We start from the raw sequence: 20,188 nt of genomic DNA, 5'->3' as shown, positions 1-20,188 counted from the left end.
GAGAAATTAAAAACGAACCTTTTCTTTTTAAAGCTATAAAGTAAGATTACAGTAATATGTCAAACCAATTAGTAAAATCAGGAATACATCATCATAATTCTGTACAATTAGATTATTATGCAGGCAAGGTAAAAAAAACCATGATTCCTGTTGATTCGTATTACGTAAATAATCATATAAACCAGTTTGTTAGATTTTCTGGAATTACCCGAGAAGATAAAATTTTAGAAGTTGGTTGTGGGATGGGTAAGTTCACCTTCCCTCTATTGAAGAAAGGATACAAAATTACTGGGCTTGATTTATCTCCAGTATTGTTGCAAAAAATGTTAGAACATAATGGAAATCGATTCCCGATTGATTTAGTTGCTTCTGATATTCTCGAAGCACCAAATGAACTAAATGATCGTTTTGATTATGTAATAGGCTTTTTTACACTACATCATTTTATGAACCTTGATACTTATATCAAAGCAATGTCTCGTTTGCTCAAACCTGGAGGATCAATTATTTTTTTAGAACCAAACGCTTATAATCCGTTATATTATTTTCAGATAGTTTTTTCGCCAACTATGTCCTGGGCTGGAGATAAAGGAGTGGCAAGGATGACTAATAAAAATTTTCATAAAGCTTCTGAGTATGCAGGGTTGAAAAATGTTTCTATTAATAAATATGGATTTTTCCCACCGTTTGTTGTTAATACAAAAATAGGACGAGCAGTAGAGAAATTTATTGAAAAATTAAGAATATTTAAAGCATTTTCTGCGTTTCAGATTGTTAAAATGGATAAGCCAAATCAAAATGAATATTGATCAATTGGCTACAAATGCCATTTTAGGTGAAAATGATATATGGAAAACCCCCGCTGCAAAAAACGTTTCATATACTATAAATGGCCATGAACTCATTAAAGAAAAAGAAAAAAACTCATTTTGGTTTTCTCATAGACTAGAATGCCTCAAAAAAGTTATCGCCAGTAGTCCTATTGAAACTACTATTGATATTGGAGGAGGTAATGGTGAGTTTTCTAAATATCTACAGTCAATAGGAATTGAAACGTTATTATTGGAACCAGGCATTCAAGGTGCAATTAATGCTAATGAAAACGGAATAGAAAATATTATTAATGGATCGCTAATGGATGCTGGATTTATAGATTCAGCTTTTCATTCCGCAGTTTTACTAGATGTGTTAGAACATATTGAGTGTGATAAAAAATTCTTAGCAGAGATTTTTAGAATTCTAAAACCAGGAGGAAAATTGATTATTACTGTCCCTGCTTTTCAATTCTTGTTTTCAAGTTTTGATAAGGAAGTAGGACACTATAGAAGATATACCTTAAATAGTCTGAGTAAGAAACTTTCTGACACTGGCTTTACAATGGATTATAAAACCTACTTTTTTTCTTTTCTGCCTCTTCCTATTGTTATCGGAAGATTGTTGATAAATAGGTTTAAGAGTGAGAAAAATAGAAAATCCACAGGACATATTAATAAATATAGTGTATTAGGAAGATTATTTAGGTTTTTATTATTTCCAGAAAAATTAATAATTAAACAGAAGATTAAAATTCCTTTTGGATCAAGTTGTTTAGTAGTGGTTCATAAACCAGAAACTTATGAAAAGTAATTTTGAATTATTCGCGTTTTACTCGAACGCTCGAACGCTAGACAAGCTTATTGAAGCAAATATAGATGGTATTGTTGTTGATTGGGAGAATAAAGGAAAATCCAATAGACAGGATCTGTATAATACTCAGGTAAATGAACATACTGCTAAGGATTTAGAGATTGTAGGTATAAAAGAGGTTAAGAATTTAATATGTAGAATTAATGGACCAGAATATTGGTCTAAAGAGGAAATAGATCTGGCAATTGAATTAGGAGCTAGTGAACTTTTAGTTCCAATGATTAAAAGTGTTGATGAGGTTAAGTTTGTTTTGGATTGCGTAAAAAATCGTGTAAAAATAAGCCTTATGTTGGAGACAAATGAGGCATTAATGATAATTGAACAACTTGATAAAATGCCAGTTCATCGTTTTTTTGTCGGATTAAATGATCTTTCTATTCAGCGGAGTTCTAGAAATATATTTTTTCCTTTCGTGGATGGAACAATTGATGTTTTAAGACCCAAAATCAGCAAAAAATTTGGTATCGCGGGACTTACACATCCATTAGCGGGAGATCCGGTACCTTGTTCCCTTTTAATTAAACAAATGAAAAGGTATGATGCTTCTTTTGGCTTTTTAAGAAGATCTTTTTATAAAGATCTTGATATATACGAGATATCAGAGATTATTAATGCATTAAGAGAAAATTTTAATGATAATAATTTAATAGTTAATGATTTAACTATGGATGAGAAACGTTTGTTTAGTCAGGATTTAATTTGAAATAGCTACAATAAAAAGAACAATAAATAGCCATAATAGCTGCCTTTATTCTTGTAGCAAAATTATAATTAGATGGCTCTATGTTTTTATTTCGATTAGCGGAAATATAGGTTATGGTACTAGAAAAATGTGCTACTATAATAGAAAGATATGGATATTTACATTTTGAAGCTACTAATAATACTTTTGGTAATAAAGAGCTATCAAACATGTAATAGCTACCAGCCTTATAATGTAATCCCGAAATTAATTGAACAACTTTTTTGATCAATACAGAAGTAACCATTCTACTTGCAGATTGGTATATCCCTTTTCTTTTTACGAAAACTGAATTTTTGTTTGTTGAAATAGAATTATTTAATCTCGGTATTAATTCAGGTCTGTCTTGTAAGTCCCCATCTAGTACAACTATTTTCTTTCCCATTGCTATTTTTAGCCCTTGCATAGTGGCCTTTTGTTGTCCTAAGTTTTGAGTTAAATTAAGATGTTTAATTTGTTTGTATTTCGAAGTAAGATTTTTTAATATTTCTAAAGAATTATCAGGAGAGTTATCATTGACAAAAATAATTTCATGTTTAAATGAATCAAGACTTTTTATAATTCTAGCACTTAGTTCAAGCAATGATTTATTATTTTTGTAAATAGGGATAACAACACTGATTTCTATTTCTTCGGTCATTGATATTGATTTTTATACCAAGATATAGTTGCTTTTAATCCTTTTTCAATTTCGGTTGTTGGTAGCCAACCCAATTTCTTTTTTGCTAAAGAACAATCTGCAATAAAATCACCTTTGTCATACAAGTTTTTTGGATACGTATTAAGTGATTTAGGTATTTCATTACCCAAAATTTGTTCTAATTTACTCACAATTTCGGAGGCATTATATTGAGAATTACTTCCGAAATTCATTTCTGTTCCGCTGGGCATATTACTTTTTGTCAAAGCTAATATTCCATCTATTAAATCTTTAATAAAAATATAATCTCTTTTATACTCATCATTGCCTAATGGTATTGGAGTTTTTAATCTTTCGGAATCTAAAGCTTTTACAATCAGTTTACTAGGAGTTTCCCAGGGCCCATACGCTCTAAATATTCTGACAAGTTTTATGGGTATATTGTCATTTTTACTAAGATATAGACAAAGATTACGCTGACTGAGTTTTAACATCCCTCTGAGGGTTGAAGGTTGTAAAGGTGTTGATTCCGTTAAAACAAAATGATTTTTGTTCCATTCATAAACAGAACCACTACAAGCATGAATAAATCCATTTAATTTGATATTCGATAATTTAATTGATTGAAACAAATTTATGAGATGACCATTAGTTATATCAATTTGTCTACGTAAATCCAATGCATCACGAAGTAAGGTATGAGATGGAATAGCAAAATGAAAAATGTAATTAGGTCTTATTTTATCTATTAGCTTATGAGTATTTTTAAAATTAAGAAGATCTACCTCAATAATTTCAATCTTACCAAAGATTGATTTGAGTCTCCATAAATCAGATTGTTTTCGAACAAACGCATACACTTTAGCGCCTTTATACATTAGTTCTCTTGAAAGATGAGATCCAATAAATCCTGAGGAACCCGTAATAATTACTTTCTTTCCATAAAAAAAATCATCAGAATTATTCATTTACGGTTAACTTTGATTCAAGAAATTTCGAAGATTTTTATGGATTTGATTAAAATAAAAAACACGCTCAGCTTTTTAAGCCAAAAAACAAATATAGGATTTGTTTTTTGGTTTTTGACAGGAATTTCAATTACGATTATGTTCTATAAACCTTTTGAGCAACCTATTTTATTTGACCGAGCGTACCTGTTGTATATGTCACAAGTAGTTTTTAGAGGGGATCCATTGTATACAGCTACTACATTTGGGTATACACCTCTTTCAACAATTATTGTAGGACTCTTAATGAAGTTAGGTGGGTTACTATCTTTAAATACGATTGAATCAGCTCGAATAATAGGGCTTTTATTATATGGATCATCATGCGGTTCTATTTTTGTTTTGTGCAAAGGATTATTTAAAGAAAAATTTGCTGCGCCGATTGCTTGCTTGTTATTTTGTGGGTTGGGATATATACAAATTCTTTCGGGAGTAAATGCAGAACCAAAACTTTGGGTCTTGCTATTTTCTATTCTTGGAATTCACTTTTTCAATAGAAAAGATTGGTTGTTGGTAGGTCTTTTCTTTTCTCTTGCAGCCATGAGTTGGCATGTAGCAATGGTTAGTCTATTTGCTACAGCTATTATGTTGCCATGGAATTCTAAACAATTGCTCCCTGTCTTATATGAATTGTTTTTTGGAGTTTTTCTTGGAGTTCTACCTGTATTGTTTTATCTACAACTTACAGATGGTTGGTTGGATTTTTGGAATCAAGCTATTATAAGAAAGTTAGTAATAGAAGGATCGGATATAGGTGAAACACCATTCCATTGGATAAAAAAAGGAATTTACCCTCATTTTATACTAGAGTCATTACATTTTGTATTAGCCTTGTTTGGGTTTTTAATAGGGCTTTATGAAATAGTTAAAAAGAATATTAATAAGCCCGATACTTCAATAAAAAAAAGAACATTAATCTTTTTAATTATTTATTCTTTTCTCTGGGTAGCATTTAATTCTCTTGATTTTCAAACTAATGTTGATTTATTGCCTTTAATTCCTTCAGTTATAATATTCAGCACACTCTTTTTTGTTGAATTTTTTAAAAAAAAACATGGTAGTGTTGCTACTATAGTAATGACTGTTATGCTTATCTTTTATAATTTTTTTGATGCATTTAGTTATGATTTACCATATACCTTTTCTGAACAAGTAAGTGCAATTAATCGTTTAAAAATAAAATATAAAAAACCCTTCGTTATAGGTTATGAAGAATATTATACAATATTACAAAAACCAATGCCAACTAAATTTTTAAGATACGCTAATTATGAAGATCATTTGATTGAAAAAAAAGATAATGGATGTATTAGTGTTGGAGAATTAATTGTAAGTGAGAAATATAGTGTTGTGGTTGAGTTTGATATATCTAAACGTACTAGAAGTAAAGCAGCTCAGAAGTTAGTCGACTTGTTGCGTGGCGATTCTGAAAAAGAACACATAAGAAGTAATTGTGCAACGTATATTATTGAAAACCTGACATCTTCTAAAGAAATAGATTCTTTCATAATAAAGTACCAATCAATACTCTTTGAAGATAGTTTTTATGATTATAAATATTATTCCGTTTTTGAGATAACAGAACCATAAGATTAATTTTTTCAACTAAATTCTCCCTAATTTCCCGTATAAACCCCTATTTCATTTCATCAATATATGAAGTAATTTGGTGTGTGCTTAATTATAGCATGAATCAGACTAACTCTTGTGGTTATCACCGCACTAAAATCACTTTACATGAAAACGTATTTACATAGCTTATTGGATGAAGACAACGATCCAATTGTTCAGAAATATTTGGAATATATTAAAACAGGATTTCCTGAAGCCAAAGGCAAGAAAAAAGATGTACTTGTTGTAGGAGCTGGAATGGCGGGAATGGTTGCGGCTTCTATTTTAAGGCAATCGGGACATAAGGTTACTATTGTAGAAGCAAATACCCGAATTGGAGGAAGAGTGAAAACTTTTAGAAATACTGAAGGAAAGAAGTATTGGGAAGATAGCTCACTATATGCAGAAGCCGGAGCAATGCGCTTACCTAATTTTCATAATATGGTGCTAGAGTATTGCAAGCAGTTAAAGGTTCCTTTAGAGCCTTTTTATTATGTCTCTGTAGACAAAGAAGAAGCACTAAAAAATAAAGAAGAGGATTATGTAAACTACGAAAAAGAGAGTGCTACATTTCCTGAAAAAACATTCAACTCATTTTTATATGTGAACTATGAACAAGTAGTTCAGAGTGAGTATTATAAAGAAGGTGCTGATATTAATAAATTGTTGGATTATCATGTGCAAACCAATAAAGATCCAAATGTTCCAGACGAAAACCAGACGGCCGATGTATTACTAAATAACGCATTACAGCCTCTTAAAGATTTTATAGCTATTGATCCGATAGCAAACTGGCCTAAACTAATCGAGAAATTAGGCGAATACTCTATGAGGCGTTTTCTAAAGGAATTCACCAATTACTCTGAGAATGCCATAGAAATGATTGCGGTAATTCAGAATCTAGAGTCGCGGATGTCTTATGATTTCTTGCAGAGTTTTATTGAATCTAATATTATCAAAAATGACACCGTGTTTTGGCAGGTAGTAGGAGGAACAGATGTGATTACAGAGTCTTTTTATGAAAAACATGAGTTAAGGGATATTACTCATTTGGATACAAGAATGACAGATCTTTATCTAAGAGACGGAAAGGTTAGAATATCTACAGAAATAGAAATTAAAAGAGATCCTTCGTACTACGAAAAAATAGGATTTAAAAAGCAAGAGGTACCTGTAAGCGAAATGGAGTTTGATGAGGTTATCGTAACGATACCCTTCTCGGCATTCAGAATGGTGCATGTATGGCCTAAATTTTCACAGGATAAAAGAAAAGCAATTCGAGAACTTCATTATGATTCTGCAACCAAAGTATTGATTGAATTTACAGAACGATGGTGGGAAAAAGATCCATATAATATTGTGGGAGGTGGAACAATAACCGATTTATCTAATCGCTTTATCTATTATCCAAGTCAGCATATAAATAAAGAAGGAAATGGATTAATGCTAGCATGCTATTGTTGGGCAGATGATGCCAGAAAATGGGATTCTATGAGTCATAAGGATCGTTATATATATGCATTGGACAACATTGCTGTAGCACACGCGCCAAACGATTTAGATGAACAAAGAAGAATTAAATCTTTATCTGTATTTAATCCCAATGCATCAGAAGATCCAGAGTATGTGGATGGTATAAAAGGAGCAGCAACTGTATCCTGGATGCAGAATCCGTATGCTTTTGGAGAGGCAGCCATTTTTACACCAGGACAATTAAATCTATTACAAGGTGCTATAGAAAAACCTGAATGGGATGGAAAAGCACATTTTGCAGGAGAACATACATCCCTAAAGCATGCGTGGATAGAAGGAGCTATCGAATCTGGTATTCGTGCAGCACTAGAAGTAAATGAAACACCTGTAGAACTTTAAAAATCCAATGTAATGAGCAAAATAACAGTAGCAAAATATCTACAGCTTCGTCTTGAGGAACTTGGATTAGATACAGTTTTTGGTGTTGCAGGAAATTATTCAGCACCCTTTCTAAATACCATTATTGAGGATCCAAAAGCTAAAATTAAGATTATCGGAAATACCAATGAAATAAATGCGGGACACTGTGTTGATGCCTATGCTAGATTAAAAGGTATTGGTGCGGTTGCAGTTACCTATGGCGTTGGAGCATTTAGTGTCTTGAATCCAGTAGCGGGATCTTATGTAGAACATAATCCTGTACTAGTGATTAATGGTGCCCCAACAAATGCAGAACAATCAAAAAACCTTGGAGAAGGGTTGATGGCTTCTCATATGACTGGAGATATGTATAGTAACATTAATGTTTTTCGTAATGTAACTGTTGCGGCAGAACAAGTTACAGGAGGAGGAGAAGCACCTTATAAAATAGATGGTGTGTTAAATGCTATGATTAGTTATGGTAGACCAGTGTACTTAGAGGTTTTTGAAGATGTTTGGCGTTCGGAGTGTGATATTCCTGATCGCCCTATTACCCGAAAACATAGTGATTTGTGTATATCTACTGCAAAAAGTGCAGCTGTAGCTACAGCTGATTTAATTGAAGCAAAAGACAAACCTATTTTTTGGGCAGGAGTAGAAATTCAGCGTAAAGGGCTTCAAAAGAAATTTTTACAACTTGTAGAAGATACGGATATTGAGTTTACAACCTCTATTATGGGTAAATCCATTGTTTCTGAAGATCATCCATTATTTAAAGGTGTTTTTAATGGAAATGCATCTCCAGATGATGTCTACGAAAGATTTACTCAAGCAGGATCTAAAATAGGAATAGGTGCCTGGACCACAGGTAAAAACCTAGGAGGATTTAATATTTGGGATGATAATACTGTATTGGCAAATCATTCCGGGATTAGGGTAGGTGCAAAGTTTTATGCAAATATGTCACTAGAGGCATTTATAGATGAACTTAGAGAGGAATTGATGCAGCGAAAAGAGAAATTCAAAAAGTTTTCTATGGATGCTGCTATTAGTAATGGATTAAGAAAGGCTGCTCCAGTTCAAACTTCTGAAGAGTTGACATATGATCGATTCTTTACAAAAATGAACAGTTATATCACGGATACTAATACAGTAGTGGTTGACGCAGGGTTCCCTTTATTAGGAGCTCAAGGATTACATAGAGGAAAACCAAATACGTTTATAGCGCAGGCCAATTGGTTGTCTATAGGATACTCTGTTCCCGCTGCGATAGGAGTTAAATGTGCAGCACCTGATCAAAGAGTGATGGTGTTTGTAGGAGATGGTGCTTTTCAGGAAACCTGTCAAGCAGTTTCTACACAACATCATTTAGAACAGAATACGGTGGTTTTTGTATTGGACAATAAAATATATGGTATCGAACAAATGTTAGTAAATCCAAATCCATTCAGAGGAAAAGATAAAATTGATTACCCTCAGGAAGATCTGAATAAAGTGTATCCGTACAATGATTTAAACAATTGGAAATATGCAAAACTTACGGATGCTTTTGGAGGTATTGGACTGGAAGTGAAGACTCAAGATGAGTTGAATGTTGCATTGCAACAGATTGATAAATATCCTAATGATAATTTTATTGTACACGTTCACATCCCTAAAACCGATATCCCAGATTCAATTCAATACAGAACAGAAAAAGCGGGAGAAGACGAAACCTTAAATCCTGATTGGTCATTATGTTAACTAATCAAAACTAAGCGAACTTTATATATGAGTGAATACCCAAAATTAACAGAAGAACAGATGAAAAATCTGTTACAGCTACCTAACAAAAGAAATAAGCCATTAAGAGTAGTTGTTGATACTGATTTTGATAATGAAATAGACGATTTTTTTGCATTAACCTGGTTACTATTGCCTCACGAGAATATTAAAGTTGAAGGAATCTATGCAGCACCTTTTTCGTTTTTGGAGCGATTAAAAGCTTTATTAAGAGCTAATGATCTTATTAAAGCAGCTCCAGATAATTTAACAGAGGATGAAAAGGCTTTAGTAAATAAGTACAAGGGACAAATAGAAGCTATAGAAAAACTTGGGATTACTCCCGAAAGTCTTTTAGAAAAAGGAAGTCATGTTGCCTTGACACCTGAAGAAGGAATGGAGAGTAGTTATCAAAAACTGCTGGAATTCATGAAGCTTTTTGATAAACCAGAGGTACCTGTTTTAAAAGGAGCAAGGCATTATATAAAAGATGGTTGTCCTGTAAGAAGTGAAGCAGTTGATCATTTTATAGAATTAGCGCGCGGAGCTTCTATGGATGATCCTATTTATGTGATGGGTATAGCTTGTGCTACCAATCTGGCTTCGGCTATTATGATTGCGCCTGATATCATAGATAAAGTGGTGTATACCTGGACGGCGGGTTATCCAACAAATGTTACTGATTTACAGAATACTTCTTTCAATTTATCGCAGGATATAGAAGCTTCTCAAATACTATTTAGTAGTGGTGTTCCCTTGGTTTATATTCCTGGATTTTATGTCGGCCAACAGCTAACCTTGTCTCAGGCGGATATGGAAGCTTGGTTCAAAGACTCAGGTCCGATAGGAAAAGCACTCTATGATCGATATATGAATAACCCGTTATTTGCCTGGTATGGAAAAGATAAAGACAATCTTTTTGGACAAATCTGGAATATCTGGGATTTAATCAATATTGCTTGGTTTATAGATCCAGGTTCAGTTCCATCTCACGTAGTGCCTTCTCCAATATTAACAGAAGAAGGATATTGGAAACCAAAAGAAGATAGTCACTTGATTAGAGAATGCTATTATACAAATTATAACAGCATTTTTCCTGCTTTTGCAGAACAGTTGAAGGCTTATGAAATTAGTAATGAAAAGTAAGCAAATAGAAACTGAAGATTTATGAAATCTATGATTATATGTTAAATAACCTAACAGGTCTTCAAAAGATAGAAGTTTTATACTAAAGTGATATTATGTAATCTATAGCAGACTAAATAAGAATAACAACTCAAAACCTATCCAAATGATTAAAAATGAAATTAGTAGCGTGGCCATTTATCCTCCAATTGGCATAGCCCGTATAGGAAATTCATCCGAATATTTTATGGCTTCAGAAGTTACAGGAGTAGCACCTGATCCTGCTGGAGGTTATAAAGATGTCAATGGTCGTGTTAAAAAACAAGTAGTACGCTATAGAGTGTATGCTTTTAATGCAGCAGGAGAGGTCCTTGGAGAAGTAACTGCAAAAGAAGCAACAATCCAATGGCATGTGGATGTTGCTAATATAAAAGCAGCTTGGTATCAGTTTAATAATGCACTGGATTTACCGCAAGCAGGTATTCCTTCTGCGTATAGGAATGAAGAAGTCACTGATGAGGATCGCAAACAATTAGCAATTACTCCATCTTCAGTACAAATATCAGGTGTAAATATTAAGGATGAAAAAAACAGCTTTGATGATGGAGAGTTTTATGGAACACCGGTAAATCTGGGACATGTAGAAACGGATGAAGCGGGTCGCTTACTGTTTTTTCCTGGTAATGGTGATGCACAATCTAAAGACAATAAGCCCGCTATTACCTTCGCTAATAATGATGGATGGCATGATGATACTTGTGATGGTGTAATCAGAGCAACAGTACATATTGGAGATGTTGTTTTAGAAGCTACACCAGCAATGGTTGCTGTTACGCCTCCTAATTTTGGACCAGGATTGTTTGGGGTTATTACTATGAATGATGTTGTACAAGACTTGTTTATTCGAGAAATGGGGTACCCCAATCCATCCAAGGAAGGTGTCGTATTTTGGGAGCATATTTATCCAATACTAGAACGTATGACAGCGACTCAATGGGTAAATCAAGGGTTCTTTATGTTGTTTGGAAAAAATTCTCCTTCAGATTTCACGAACACCACATTGCTAAAAGCCCTGCAAGATCCTTCTGACCAATCTGGTAGCGAAAGACAGCGTGTATTTAATTGGTTTAGAGATCCGGATTCTACGGAGTATACGCCTACTAAAGTTCCTCCGTTTTATGGAGATGGTTTTGGAGAATATGAAAAAATAGCACTCGTAGATTTACCGATCACGAGAACACAATATGAACGGTTAAAAAAATGGGCGAAAGGAGATTTTACAACTGGGAAACCAGTAGTACCAATACCTTTTTCTGAGCAAACCTTAGAGGAACAGTTACATTCTTTGAATCAAGCTCCTCTGGAAGAATGTTTGGGTGGCCCTTTTCATCCTGGAATAGAACTCACCTGGCCCATGCGTATAAAACGAATGTGGGAAAAACCATATCGTTTAAATATAGTAGATAAAGGAGAGGCTACAAAATTAGATTTTGGTCCTTTGTTATCACCTGCAATAGCATTAGCAGCTGATGGTCCTTTATCTAAAAGTGGTCCAGGATCTTTAACCAGGTGGTTGGGCGTACCTTGGCAAACAGATGAAGCAAGTTGCTTATCAGGATATGATACCTCTACTTATTTACCATTGCCTTCTTTTTGGGCAGCTCGTGTTCCAAATCAAGTACTGAGTGAACAGAGTTATTTAAGAATGCAGGATGGAGATGTGAATATTGCACAACGATTAAAACATTTTGACTACAGACAAGATTGGCTACGGGATTTTGGTTCTAATTATCAGAAAAAAATAAATCTTATGATTAGTGAATGGCATGAACTTGGAATTATAGCTAAGGCAGAAGATGCAATACCAAATAACAAAGAAGGGTATCTTCCGGATGTTTCGTGGAAAGAATCTGATCGACATTTTACTGGTGGGGATCCTACTTTTGAACAAGTAATTTATGCAGAAAAAGAAGATATTCCAGAATTAGAAAGTGTAAAAGAAAGTGGATTATTAAGAAAAGGAATTGCTCCAGAAAGAACTAGAGTTCGAAGAACATTTAGACGTGACGAGAGATAATACGTATTATAAAGTCATTATTGTAGGTGGTGGTCCAGCAGGGATCGCCACCTCTATAACATTGTCTTCAATGGGGATATCTAATTGTATCGTAGAAGCAACGATCGAACCTACAAGAAAATGTGGAGAAGCAATACCTCCTAATGCTAAGCCTATTCTAAAACAATTAGGAATGCTGCACTTAGTAGAGAATCCAAGACATATAGAGTATTATGGGAATAAAGTTTGTTGGGGATCAGAAAGCTTAGAACAAAAAGAATTTATTCAAGGAATACACGGACATGGATATTTATTAGATCGTTTGTATTTTGAGAAACAACTCAGGGAACAGATTAAGAGCAATGGAACGGCTTTTTATGAAGGGTACAAATTAAATACAGTTTCCAGAAGTAACGCTGCAGTTGAGGTAGTTATAAGTAATATGCTAACCGAAATAACCATCAATGGATCTTATATTGTCGATGCAACAGGACGTAAGGCGTCAGTTTGTCGTAAATTGGGAGTTTATAAGACAGCTATAGATTCGCAATTTGCTGTAACATTTAGTGTAAAAACTACTTCAGTTGTTAGGCAAGAAATTATGGTAGAAACTACCGAGAATGGATGGTGGTATGTAGCACCAGATGGTACGAATCAATATACATTAATGTTCTTTACAACCAAAGACGAGATTCCTAAGAAAGAAGAATTAGAAGCATTTTTAAAAAAGGAATTAGTGTGTTTACAACACATATCCAAAATCTTGAATCCTATAATATGTGATTTTGAAAAGATACGGATTATGCCAGCAGGAACTAGTTGCCTTGATGTACCTTATGGAGATCAATGGATTGCTGTTGGGGATGCAGCTTATGCATATGACCCTGTTTCTTCCTATGGAATTACATCTGCACTTGCTTCAGGTTTTTATGCAGGAAAAGCATTGGGGAGTTATTTTTCAGGAGAAGAAGACGCCATGTCAGTATATCGATATATCTTAGAAAATGCGTTCCAATCTTACATGGAGAAATTAATAAAATACTATTCAACAGAAACAAGATGGAAAGAGAGTCTGTATTGGAAAGACAGGTTTTTAAACATCTCTCATAAAATGGTTTAAGATATATCAACGTTAGAATTTATTTTTAAAGTAATAAAACAGTGTTATTTCTTATAACTATAATGGCCAATTACTTTATAATCAAATAGACAGTCAGCTAATACTTGTCCGCCACCGATATTGTGAACGATTAAATATCGTTGCTGATCTTCAGATTTTTGATTAACTACTAATCCAATATGGGTAAGCCCGCCTCCCAGACTCCAACATACAACGTCTCCTGGCACATAATCCTTCGAATTTTTGGAAATAGACTTCACTTTGCCAAATCGAGAAAAGAACTTCATTAGGTTTGGCACTCTTCTATGATCAATATTTTTATCAGTTTTTGATAGCCCCCAGTTTTTGGGATATAGACTAAAATTAGTTTTCATGTCTTCATGTACCTCTTTCTGTAGATCAATTCCTAGTTTTCGATAAGCTCTGATGACTACATCTGTGCATACACCTTTATCACTGGGTACATCTCCATTAGGATACTTGATAGAAAAATAAGCGGGATCATATGTTACTTCCTGTGTAGTTAATGATAAGGAAGCTTCAGATAAGAGGTTGTAAAAGTCCTCCTGAGCAAAAAGAGTAGAAGAAATTAGAAGCGACAGTAAAAATATGATTTGTCTGTTCATATGGTTTTGTTTTCAGTATTAACAAAATTAATTTTTTATTATTAAGAAAATTCTTGCATTATAGTATATTAATTCTTTTTTTTGATACTGATTAAAAATAAGCTAATTACTTTAAAATAATTGTATAAGTTTATTTTAGACCCCTAATCTTCCTTTTTGAATTTTACCTCTTTAGCGAAGGTGACTAAATGAAGTTACTACGATATTTCGTTATGAGAATTCACCACTTATTTATTTTATTTTATTGTCTGCTAGCAAGTGGTTATGCTCAACAAGTAGACACTGATTTTTCGAGAAATGGAATTCTAATGTTTAAAGAACTAGGAATGGCTTCATCTCATATCATTGATTTTAATATTAATGAAGAAGGTAAAATTAATGTTCTATATGAGTCTGATGCTAAGAAAAACCTAGTGCGTCTATATAAAAATGGTACAAAGGATCTTCAATTTAATATAACTTCTAGTAATTTAAATAATCAAAATACTATTCCCGTAGGCATGAGTGCTCGATCAGATGGAAGTATTTTAGTTTTATCTAATTTCTGGAGTGGATATAGTTGGATGATTTCTATAAATGGTTTTTATGAAGATGGAAGTGTTAACCATGGATTTGGACGTAGCGGAGTGTATAAAAAAAATATATTAGATAATTTAGATGATAATTATGGTCAGTATATTTATGCATCATCTAGTGATGAAATAATTGTTGTCGCCAAAGTGCAAGATTTTAGTGCTCCAAATAAAAAAGAAAAAATTGCTATCCTGAAGTTATCAGATATAGGAGAGACATTATCATCTAGTTTATATGATGATCATCATTTTACATTAAACTGTTCGGCAATGGAGGATGATTATTTATTGCTGGCGTATTCTGAATCCGTAGATAATGGACAAGAACAATCTACTTATCTAGCAGGATTCGATAGTGATCAAATGGCATCTAATAACCTTTATTGTCTCACTATAGAGGAAGATTATCAATCCTTTGATCATATTGTTCTATCAAATGCAGAACTATATACTTCTCAAATAGAAAATGATTCTGAAGGTGTATATCGCATCCGTAAATATGGTGTAAAAGGAAATCTAGAAACCTCTTTTTTTGATTCGGGAGAAATGGGATTTAGCGCAGATATTTATAACTCCAGTTTTATTGTCAATGAAGAAGGAGAGGTATTTGTTATTTCTACAAGTTTAGATAGTGAATACGAAATATTGATCAAAAAGTTATTAAATACAGGTGATATAGATACGGACTATGGTAGTGATGGCGTAGCATCGGTTTTTCTAAAATATCCAATACTTGACCTAAATAAAATACGATTAGATAAAAAAAATGAGTTGTACATTTCCGGGGCGATGAGCGTAGAAGGTAATTCTTATGGCTTTATTACAAAACTTAAACTTAATGTTCAGCAACTAAAAAGAGAAAAATTAGAGGAATTCCTAGATAAGCTATTCGTGAAAGAATAATAATCTTACTTAGACAATTCTTCTAATCTTTCTTTTTCTGATTTACTTAATTTATCAATTCCCTGATTGTTTATTTTGTCCAATAATCTGTTTAATTCTTTTTCCTTTTCGATTTTATCTACATTATAACGATCATCTACATCTAATAATCCTTCTGGTTTTTGTTGGATAGTTTTTTTGAATTGCAAAAAATCGGGTTTCAGCCATTTTATAAATACAAAAATGATAATTATGGCAATTATTAAAGGAATTGATATAAAGCTTATTAATAAAGTCGGAATCATTTATGAAGGTTCTAAATGTTGTTTAATTACGTTCATATTGTAAACCTATAAAACTACAGAAGATTTTTTAATTTCAAAATTCATAAATATTATCGAATTTCTTTTATAAAATCTTCAATACTATCAACTCCATTTTTAGTTAAGTGTTTGATAAAAGCGGAACCAATAATCGCGCCTTTTGCAGTTTTAGTTGCCTGCGTAAACGTTTCATTATTACTGATTCCAAAACCTACAATCTGAGAGGCTTTTAGATTCATATTTGCGATACGTTCAAAATATGTCTCTTGTGTATTTCCAAACCCAGATGTTGATCCCGTAACACTTGCCGAACTTACCATATAGATAAACCCATTAGATACACTATCAATAAAACGAATACGTTCCTCAGAGGTCTGTGGTGTTATCAGAAAAACATTGATTAATCCGTATTTTTCAAAAGTTTCTTGATACTGTTCATGATATTCGGCAACTGGAAGATCAGGTATAATCAATCCGTCAATACCAATTTCCTGGCATTTAGCACAAAAAGCTTCTACACCATACTGCATCATAGGATTGAAATATCCCATAATAATTAGAGGGATGTTTACTGATTCACGGATATCTTTGAGTTGTTCAAATAATAGTTTAGTGGTCATTCCATTTTTTAGAGCCACTGTAGAGCTTTCTTGTATGGTAGGACCATCAGCTAGTGGATCACTAAAAGGTAGTCCAATCTCTATCATATCTACACCACTTTTTTCGAGATCCTGAATAACCTTTTTAGTATTGTGTAATGATGGATATCCAGCAGTAAAATAAATGGATAGTAGTTTTTTATCTTGCTCAAGGGCTGTATTAATTCTGTTCATTAGTAATTCATTTATTGTCATTTCCGCTAAGGCAGATTTTTTTGCTTTTATACTTTATATTGTCATCCCAGCGTAGGCTGGGATCTATTTTTAATTATACCAATCAAATGCTAAATCTTTCCAATTTGTATTTTCTTCTTCGATAAGATTAATTTTCCATTGTCTTTTCCAAGTTTTCAATCTTTTTTCTCTTAGAATAGCATCATTTACATATTTATGAGTTTCAAAGTACACCAATTTATTTAAATCATATTGCTTTGTAAACCCTTCAATCATTTTACTTTTATGTTCAAAAATTCTTCTTTCCAGATTATTACTCATCCCTATATAAAGGGTTCCATTTTTTTTATTACTAAGAATGTAGACCGAATATTGATGTTCTGATTTTAACATTTATTTTTCATTTTGGATTCCAGCCTACGCTGGAATGACAAATAAGTAGTCAGTATCAATAAAAAATATTTTAATACTTAGTACTTTGTACTTTCTACTAATTATTATAATTTGAAATAATCTATATAAGTGTTAAGATCTTTGTCTCCACGTCCCGAAAGACTAATTACTACGATATCATCCGGTTGAAATTTTTTATCGTTAAATATTGCTAAGGCGTGTGACGTTTCAATAGCAGGAATAATACCTTCTAGTTGTGATAATTCTAATCCAGCAGTCATTGCATCATCATCAGTTACAGAGTAGAATTCACCACGACCTGTTTTGTATAGGTGTGAGTGTAAGGGACCAACTCCTGGGTAATCTAATCCTGCAGATATAGAATAAGGTTCTGTAATCTGTCCATCCGGTGTTTGCATTAATAAAGTTTTACATCCATGGATAATACCTTCTTTACCTAACTGCGAAGTAGCTGCACTTTCTCCACTATTGACACCTTTTCCAGCTGCTTCTACTGCAATAATTCCTACACTAGGTTCCTCTAAGAAATGATAGTATGTCCCAGCTGCATTACTTCCGCCGCCGATACACGCTACAACATAATCAGGGTTTTCTCGTCCTTCTTTTTCTTTTAATTGCCACTTAATTTCTTCAGAAATGATAGATTGAAACTTTGTTACCATATCCGGATACGGATGAGGTCCAATAGCAGATCCTATGATATAATGAGTGTCCACAGGATTGTTGATCCAATCTCTGATAGCTTCATTAGTTGCATCTTTTAATGTTTTACTTCCAGATTTTGCAGGTCTTACTTCTGCACCAAGCATTTTCATACGTGCTACATTAGGAGCCTGACGTTTGATGTCAATCTCACCCATGTATACGATACATTCAATACCCATTAGTGCACAAACTGTTGCAGTTGCAACTCCGTGTTGTCCGGCTCCTGTTTCCGCAATGATTCGGTTTTTACCTAGTTTTTTAGCAACAAGAATTTGTCCAATGGTATTGTTTACTTTGTGAGCTCCTGTATGATTAAGATCTTCTCTTTTTAAATATACTTTGGTGTTGTATTTTTCTGAAAGCCGTTTAGCATAATATAAAGGTGATGGGCGACCTACATAATCTTTTAATAATTGATTGAACTCTTCTTTAAAAGAAGGTTCGTTCATGATATTCAGATACGTAGATCTTAATTCCTCTACATTGGGATATAGCATTTCAGGGATGTAAGCTCCTCCAAAATCACCATAATATCCTTTTTCGTTTACTTGATAACTCATTTTTTTGTTTTTTTGGCGTGCCCCATAAAGGGTCGGGCTATTCGTTTCAATTCCTCATCTTGTTTTCCTTCGACAGCACTTCGACAAGCTCAGTGTGACACTCAGGATGACAAGATTGCGGGATTTACACTGCTATCCCTCACGCATATTATTTAGCATTTTTTTAAATTCTTTTAAATCATTTATATTTTTCAATCCTGGTTCAATTTCGAATTTACTATTAATGTCAATAGCATATATTGGTAAATCTGTTTCTAGGATCGTTTGTATTTTTTCAATTTCTTGTAATCCAATTCCACCGCTTAAAATAAATGGAGTAGTAGTGTTATAATTGTTTAAAACACTCCAATCAAAGGTAAATCCATTTCCTCCTTTTTCTTTTCCTTTTGTATCAAAAAGAAAGTAATCAACAATACCTTCATAAGGTTTTAATGTGCTAAAGTCAAATTCATCTTTGATCGAAAATACTTTAAAGATCTCGATTTGGTTTCTTCCAGACCTGACAGGTTTTGAAAACCTGTCAGGTCTATTTATTGTATTAGTTAACTCTTTACAAAATTCAGCAGATTCATTTCCGTGTAATTGAACTGCTTTGAAATCGTGTTTTTTTACTTTTTTCGAAATAAAATCGATAGATGCACCTACAAAAACTCCAGTTTTCTTAATAGTTTCTGGTAGCTCAGGAATATCTTGATCAAAGTTTCTGGGAGATTTTTCATAGAAAATAAATCCAAGGTAGTCTGGTTGTAATGCAGCTACAGCTTCAATATTTTCTTGATATTTCATTCCACACACTTTCAGTTTCATGCCTTCAATGATTTTATGAATTCTATGGCGTTAGCACCTGGGTTTTCAGTTTTCATGAAATTTTCACCAATTAAAAAACCTTCATAGCCATATTGTTGCAGATCTTTTATCGCTTCAATACTACTAATACCACTTTCCGAAACTTTTACAAAGTCATCAGGTATATGTTTGCTTAATTCTTTACTTACATCGGTACTGACATCAAAAGTTTTGAGATTACGATTATTAACTCCTAACATATCTAGAGAAGGCATTATTGATTTCTCAAGCTCTTCCAGATTATGCACTTCTAATAATACATCTAGTGAGATGCTTTTTGCAAATTCTGATAATGATTTAATCTCATCTCTAGACAATACTGCCGCTATTAATAATATTACATCAGCACCATACGCCTTGGCTTCTAACAATTGATATTCGTCAATTATGAATTCTTTTCTAAGTAAAGGCATGGTTACAGAAGCACGGGCAAGTAATAAATCATCTAGTGAACCTCCAAAATATTTTCCATCCGTTAATACAGACATTCCACAAGCTCCGGCTTCTTGATATCCAATAGCGACATCTTGTACACTCACCTTTTGGTTGATTACCGATTTAGAAGGAGATCTACGTTTATGCTCTGCAATGATACCTGTTTCACTATTACGTAAAGCTAATGCCAACGAACTAGCCTGACGGTCAAATAATACCGAATTTTCTAATTGCTGAATAGGAATTAGACTTTTTCTAAGTTCAACCTCTTTGTATTTATCTGCTACTATTTTATCTAATATGTTCATAGTTATTTTTAGTTTCCTCTCCCTCGAGAGAGAGGATTAAGGT

Annotated in this window: 19 protein-coding genes; 10 read left to right on the top strand and 9 right to left on the bottom strand. The window is 33.2% G+C overall.

All coding sequences use genetic code 11. The annotated features are described in order from the left end of the window. Positions 1-56 precede the first annotated feature (56 nt). Genes Q0975_RS15030 through Q0975_RS15020 form a run of 3 tightly spaced genes read left to right on the top strand, consistent with a single transcriptional unit; the run spans position 57 to position 2,389 of the window. Positions 57-809 (top strand): class I SAM-dependent methyltransferase, encoded by a 753-nt coding sequence (locus Q0975_RS15030; RefSeq protein WP_299438075.1) that lies wholly within the window; start codon positions 57-59, stop codon positions 807-809. Next, complete coding sequence (locus tag Q0975_RS15025) at positions 799-1,626, top strand: class I SAM-dependent methyltransferase (RefSeq protein ID WP_299438073.1); 828 nt, start codon at positions 799-801, stop codon at positions 1,624-1,626. Before Q0975_RS15030 ends, Q0975_RS15025 begins: the two co-directional genes overlap by 11 nt. Next, positions 1,616-2,389 (top strand): hypothetical protein, encoded by a 774-nt coding sequence (locus Q0975_RS15020; protein ID WP_299438071.1) that lies wholly within the window; start codon positions 1,616-1,618, stop codon positions 2,387-2,389. Before Q0975_RS15025 ends, Q0975_RS15020 begins: the two co-directional genes overlap by 11 nt. On the opposite strand, the gene Q0975_RS15015 is transcribed toward Q0975_RS15020, so the two are convergent. After that, positions 2,370-3,068 carry a glycosyltransferase gene (locus Q0975_RS15015; RefSeq protein WP_299438069.1) on the bottom strand — a complete coding sequence of 233 codons (699 nt, stop codon included), beginning with the start codon at positions 3,066-3,068 and terminating at the stop codon, positions 2,370-2,372. The genes Q0975_RS15020 and Q0975_RS15015 overlap by 20 nt on opposite strands. Next, entirely contained in the window at positions 3,065-4,036 is a 972-nt protein-coding gene (locus Q0975_RS15010; RefSeq protein ID WP_299438067.1) for an NAD(P)-dependent oxidoreductase, read from the bottom strand. Before Q0975_RS15010 ends, Q0975_RS15015 begins: the two co-directional genes overlap by 4 nt. A 195-nt stretch (positions 4,037-4,231) precedes the next feature. Here Q0975_RS15010 and Q0975_RS15005 point away from each other — a divergent pair, with 195 nt between their 5' ends. The 6 genes from Q0975_RS15005 to Q0975_RS14980 all read left to right on the top strand — a co-directional run bounded on the left by Q0975_RS15005 (position 4,232) and on the right by Q0975_RS14980 (position 13,641). Next, positions 4,232-5,665: a hypothetical protein gene (locus tag Q0975_RS15005; RefSeq protein WP_299438066.1), complete on the top strand. Its 1,434-nt coding sequence runs from the start codon at positions 4,232-4,234 to the stop codon at positions 5,663-5,665. A gap of 147 nt (positions 5,666-5,812) precedes the next feature. Then, positions 5,813-7,558 carry an FAD-dependent oxidoreductase gene (locus tag Q0975_RS15000; protein ID WP_299438063.1) on the top strand — a complete coding sequence of 582 codons (1,746 nt, stop codon included), beginning with the start codon at positions 5,813-5,815 and terminating at the stop codon, positions 7,556-7,558. Positions 7,559-7,570: 12 nt separating this feature from the next. Beyond that, positions 7,571-9,322, top strand: coding sequence for a thiamine pyrophosphate-dependent enzyme (locus Q0975_RS14995; RefSeq protein ID WP_299438061.1), 1,752 nt, complete (start codon positions 7,571-7,573; stop codon positions 9,320-9,322). Positions 9,323-9,349: 27 nt separating this feature from the next. Continuing rightward, complete coding sequence (locus Q0975_RS14990) at positions 9,350-10,486, top strand: nucleoside hydrolase (protein WP_299438059.1); 1,137 nt, start codon at positions 9,350-9,352, stop codon at positions 10,484-10,486. A 145-nt stretch (positions 10,487-10,631) separates the two neighbouring features. Further along, a complete protein-coding gene (locus Q0975_RS14985) occupies positions 10,632-12,542 on the top strand; it encodes a LodA/GoxA family CTQ-dependent oxidase (RefSeq protein ID WP_299438057.1) in 1,911 nt (636 codons plus the stop codon). Further along, the gene (locus Q0975_RS14980; RefSeq protein WP_299438055.1) at positions 12,490-13,641 is read left to right on the top strand and encodes an NAD(P)/FAD-dependent oxidoreductase; all 1,152 of its coding nucleotides are present in this window, start codon (positions 12,490-12,492) and stop codon (positions 13,639-13,641) included. Before Q0975_RS14985 ends, Q0975_RS14980 begins: the two co-directional genes overlap by 53 nt. 44 nt (positions 13,642-13,685) lie before the next feature. Here Q0975_RS14980 and Q0975_RS14975 read toward each other — a convergent pair whose 3' ends face one another. Next, complete coding sequence (locus Q0975_RS14975) at positions 13,686-14,267, bottom strand: DUF1287 domain-containing protein (protein WP_299438053.1); 582 nt, start codon at positions 14,265-14,267, stop codon at positions 13,686-13,688. Positions 14,268-14,479: 212 nt separating this feature from the next. Between Q0975_RS14975 and Q0975_RS14970 the strand changes: the two genes are divergently transcribed. Then, the gene (locus tag Q0975_RS14970) at positions 14,480-15,742 is read left to right on the top strand and encodes a hypothetical protein (RefSeq protein ID WP_299438051.1); all 1,263 of its coding nucleotides are present in this window, start codon (positions 14,480-14,482) and stop codon (positions 15,740-15,742) included. Between the two features lie 5 nt (positions 15,743-15,747). On the opposite strand, the gene Q0975_RS14965 is transcribed toward Q0975_RS14970, so the two are convergent. The 6 genes from Q0975_RS14965 to trpC form a co-directional block, all read right to left on the bottom strand. Further along, complete coding sequence (locus tag Q0975_RS14965) at positions 15,748-15,930, bottom strand: DUF6576 domain-containing protein (RefSeq protein WP_299438049.1); 183 nt, start codon at positions 15,928-15,930, stop codon at positions 15,748-15,750. Between the two features lie 185 nt (positions 15,931-16,115). Next, positions 16,116-16,877: a tryptophan synthase subunit alpha gene (trpA, locus tag Q0975_RS14960; RefSeq protein WP_299438047.1), complete on the bottom strand. Its 762-nt coding sequence runs from the start codon at positions 16,875-16,877 to the stop codon at positions 16,116-16,118. Between the two features lie 90 nt (positions 16,878-16,967). Continuing rightward, positions 16,968-17,270 carry a GIY-YIG nuclease family protein gene (locus tag Q0975_RS14955; RefSeq protein ID WP_299438045.1) on the bottom strand — a complete coding sequence of 101 codons (303 nt, stop codon included), beginning with the start codon at positions 17,268-17,270 and terminating at the stop codon, positions 16,968-16,970. 104 nt (positions 17,271-17,374) lie between these two features. After that, on the bottom strand, positions 17,375-18,556 hold the full coding sequence (gene trpB, locus Q0975_RS14950) for a tryptophan synthase subunit beta (protein WP_299438022.1): 1,182 nt from the start codon (positions 18,554-18,556) through the stop codon (positions 17,375-17,377). Between the two features lie 132 nt (positions 18,557-18,688). After that, the gene (locus Q0975_RS14945) at positions 18,689-19,363 is read right to left on the bottom strand and encodes a phosphoribosylanthranilate isomerase (protein ID WP_299438020.1); all 675 of its coding nucleotides are present in this window, start codon (positions 19,361-19,363) and stop codon (positions 18,689-18,691) included. Next, positions 19,360-20,145 (bottom strand): indole-3-glycerol phosphate synthase TrpC, encoded by a 786-nt coding sequence (gene trpC, locus Q0975_RS14940; protein WP_299438018.1) that lies wholly within the window; start codon positions 20,143-20,145, stop codon positions 19,360-19,362. Before trpC ends, Q0975_RS14945 begins: the two co-directional genes overlap by 4 nt. Positions 20,146-20,188 lie beyond the last annotated feature (43 nt).

It is taken from the genome of uncultured Aquimarina sp. (assembly GCF_947500065.1).
Taxonomy (GTDB): Bacteria; Bacteroidota; Bacteroidia; order Flavobacteriales; family Flavobacteriaceae; genus Aquimarina.
This window is presented reverse-complemented; position numbering and strand designations above follow the sequence as displayed.

Bases quoted from the DNA above. Each gene is read 5' to 3' on its own strand.
- Q0975_RS14985 (WP_299438057.1), top strand. From the start codon at position 10,632: ATGATTAAAAATGAAATTAGTAGCGTGGCCATTTATCCTCCAATTGGC.
- Q0975_RS14995 (WP_299438061.1), top strand. From the start codon at position 7,571: ATGAGCAAAATAACAGTAGCAAAATATCTACAGCTTCGTCTTGAGGAA.
- Q0975_RS15010 (WP_299438067.1), bottom strand. From the start codon at position 4,036: ATGAATAATTCTGATGATTTTTTTTATGGAAAGAAAGTAATTATTACG.
- Q0975_RS14945 (WP_299438020.1), bottom strand. From the start codon at position 19,363: ATGAAACTGAAAGTGTGTGGAATGAAATATCAAGAAAATATTGAAGCT.
- Q0975_RS15030 (WP_299438075.1), top strand. From the start codon at position 57: ATGTCAAACCAATTAGTAAAATCAGGAATACATCATCATAATTCTGTA.
- trpB (WP_299438022.1), bottom strand. From the start codon at position 18,556: ATGAGTTATCAAGTAAACGAAAAAGGATATTATGGTGATTTTGGAGGA.
- Q0975_RS14955 (WP_299438045.1), bottom strand. From the start codon at position 17,270: ATGTTAAAATCAGAACATCAATATTCGGTCTACATTCTTAGTAATAAA.
- Q0975_RS14990 (WP_299438059.1), top strand. From the start codon at position 9,350: ATGAGTGAATACCCAAAATTAACAGAAGAACAGATGAAAAATCTGTTA.
- Q0975_RS15015 (WP_299438069.1), bottom strand. From the start codon at position 3,068: ATGACCGAAGAAATAGAAATCAGTGTTGTTATCCCTATTTACAAAAAT.
- Q0975_RS14970 (WP_299438051.1), top strand. From the start codon at position 14,480: ATGAGAATTCACCACTTATTTATTTTATTTTATTGTCTGCTAGCAAGT.
- Q0975_RS15000 (WP_299438063.1), top strand. From the start codon at position 5,813: ATGAAAACGTATTTACATAGCTTATTGGATGAAGACAACGATCCAATT.
- Q0975_RS15020 (WP_299438071.1), top strand. From the start codon at position 1,616: ATGAAAAGTAATTTTGAATTATTCGCGTTTTACTCGAACGCTCGAACG.
- Q0975_RS15005 (WP_299438066.1), top strand. From the start codon at position 4,232: ATGTCACAAGTAGTTTTTAGAGGGGATCCATTGTATACAGCTACTACA.
- Q0975_RS15025 (WP_299438073.1), top strand. From the start codon at position 799: ATGAATATTGATCAATTGGCTACAAATGCCATTTTAGGTGAAAATGAT.
- Q0975_RS14975 (WP_299438053.1), bottom strand. From the start codon at position 14,267: ATGAACAGACAAATCATATTTTTACTGTCGCTTCTAATTTCTTCTACT.
- trpC (WP_299438018.1), bottom strand. From the start codon at position 20,145: ATGAACATATTAGATAAAATAGTAGCAGATAAATACAAAGAGGTTGAA.
- trpA (WP_299438047.1), bottom strand. From the start codon at position 16,877: ATGAACAGAATTAATACAGCCCTTGAGCAAGATAAAAAACTACTATCC.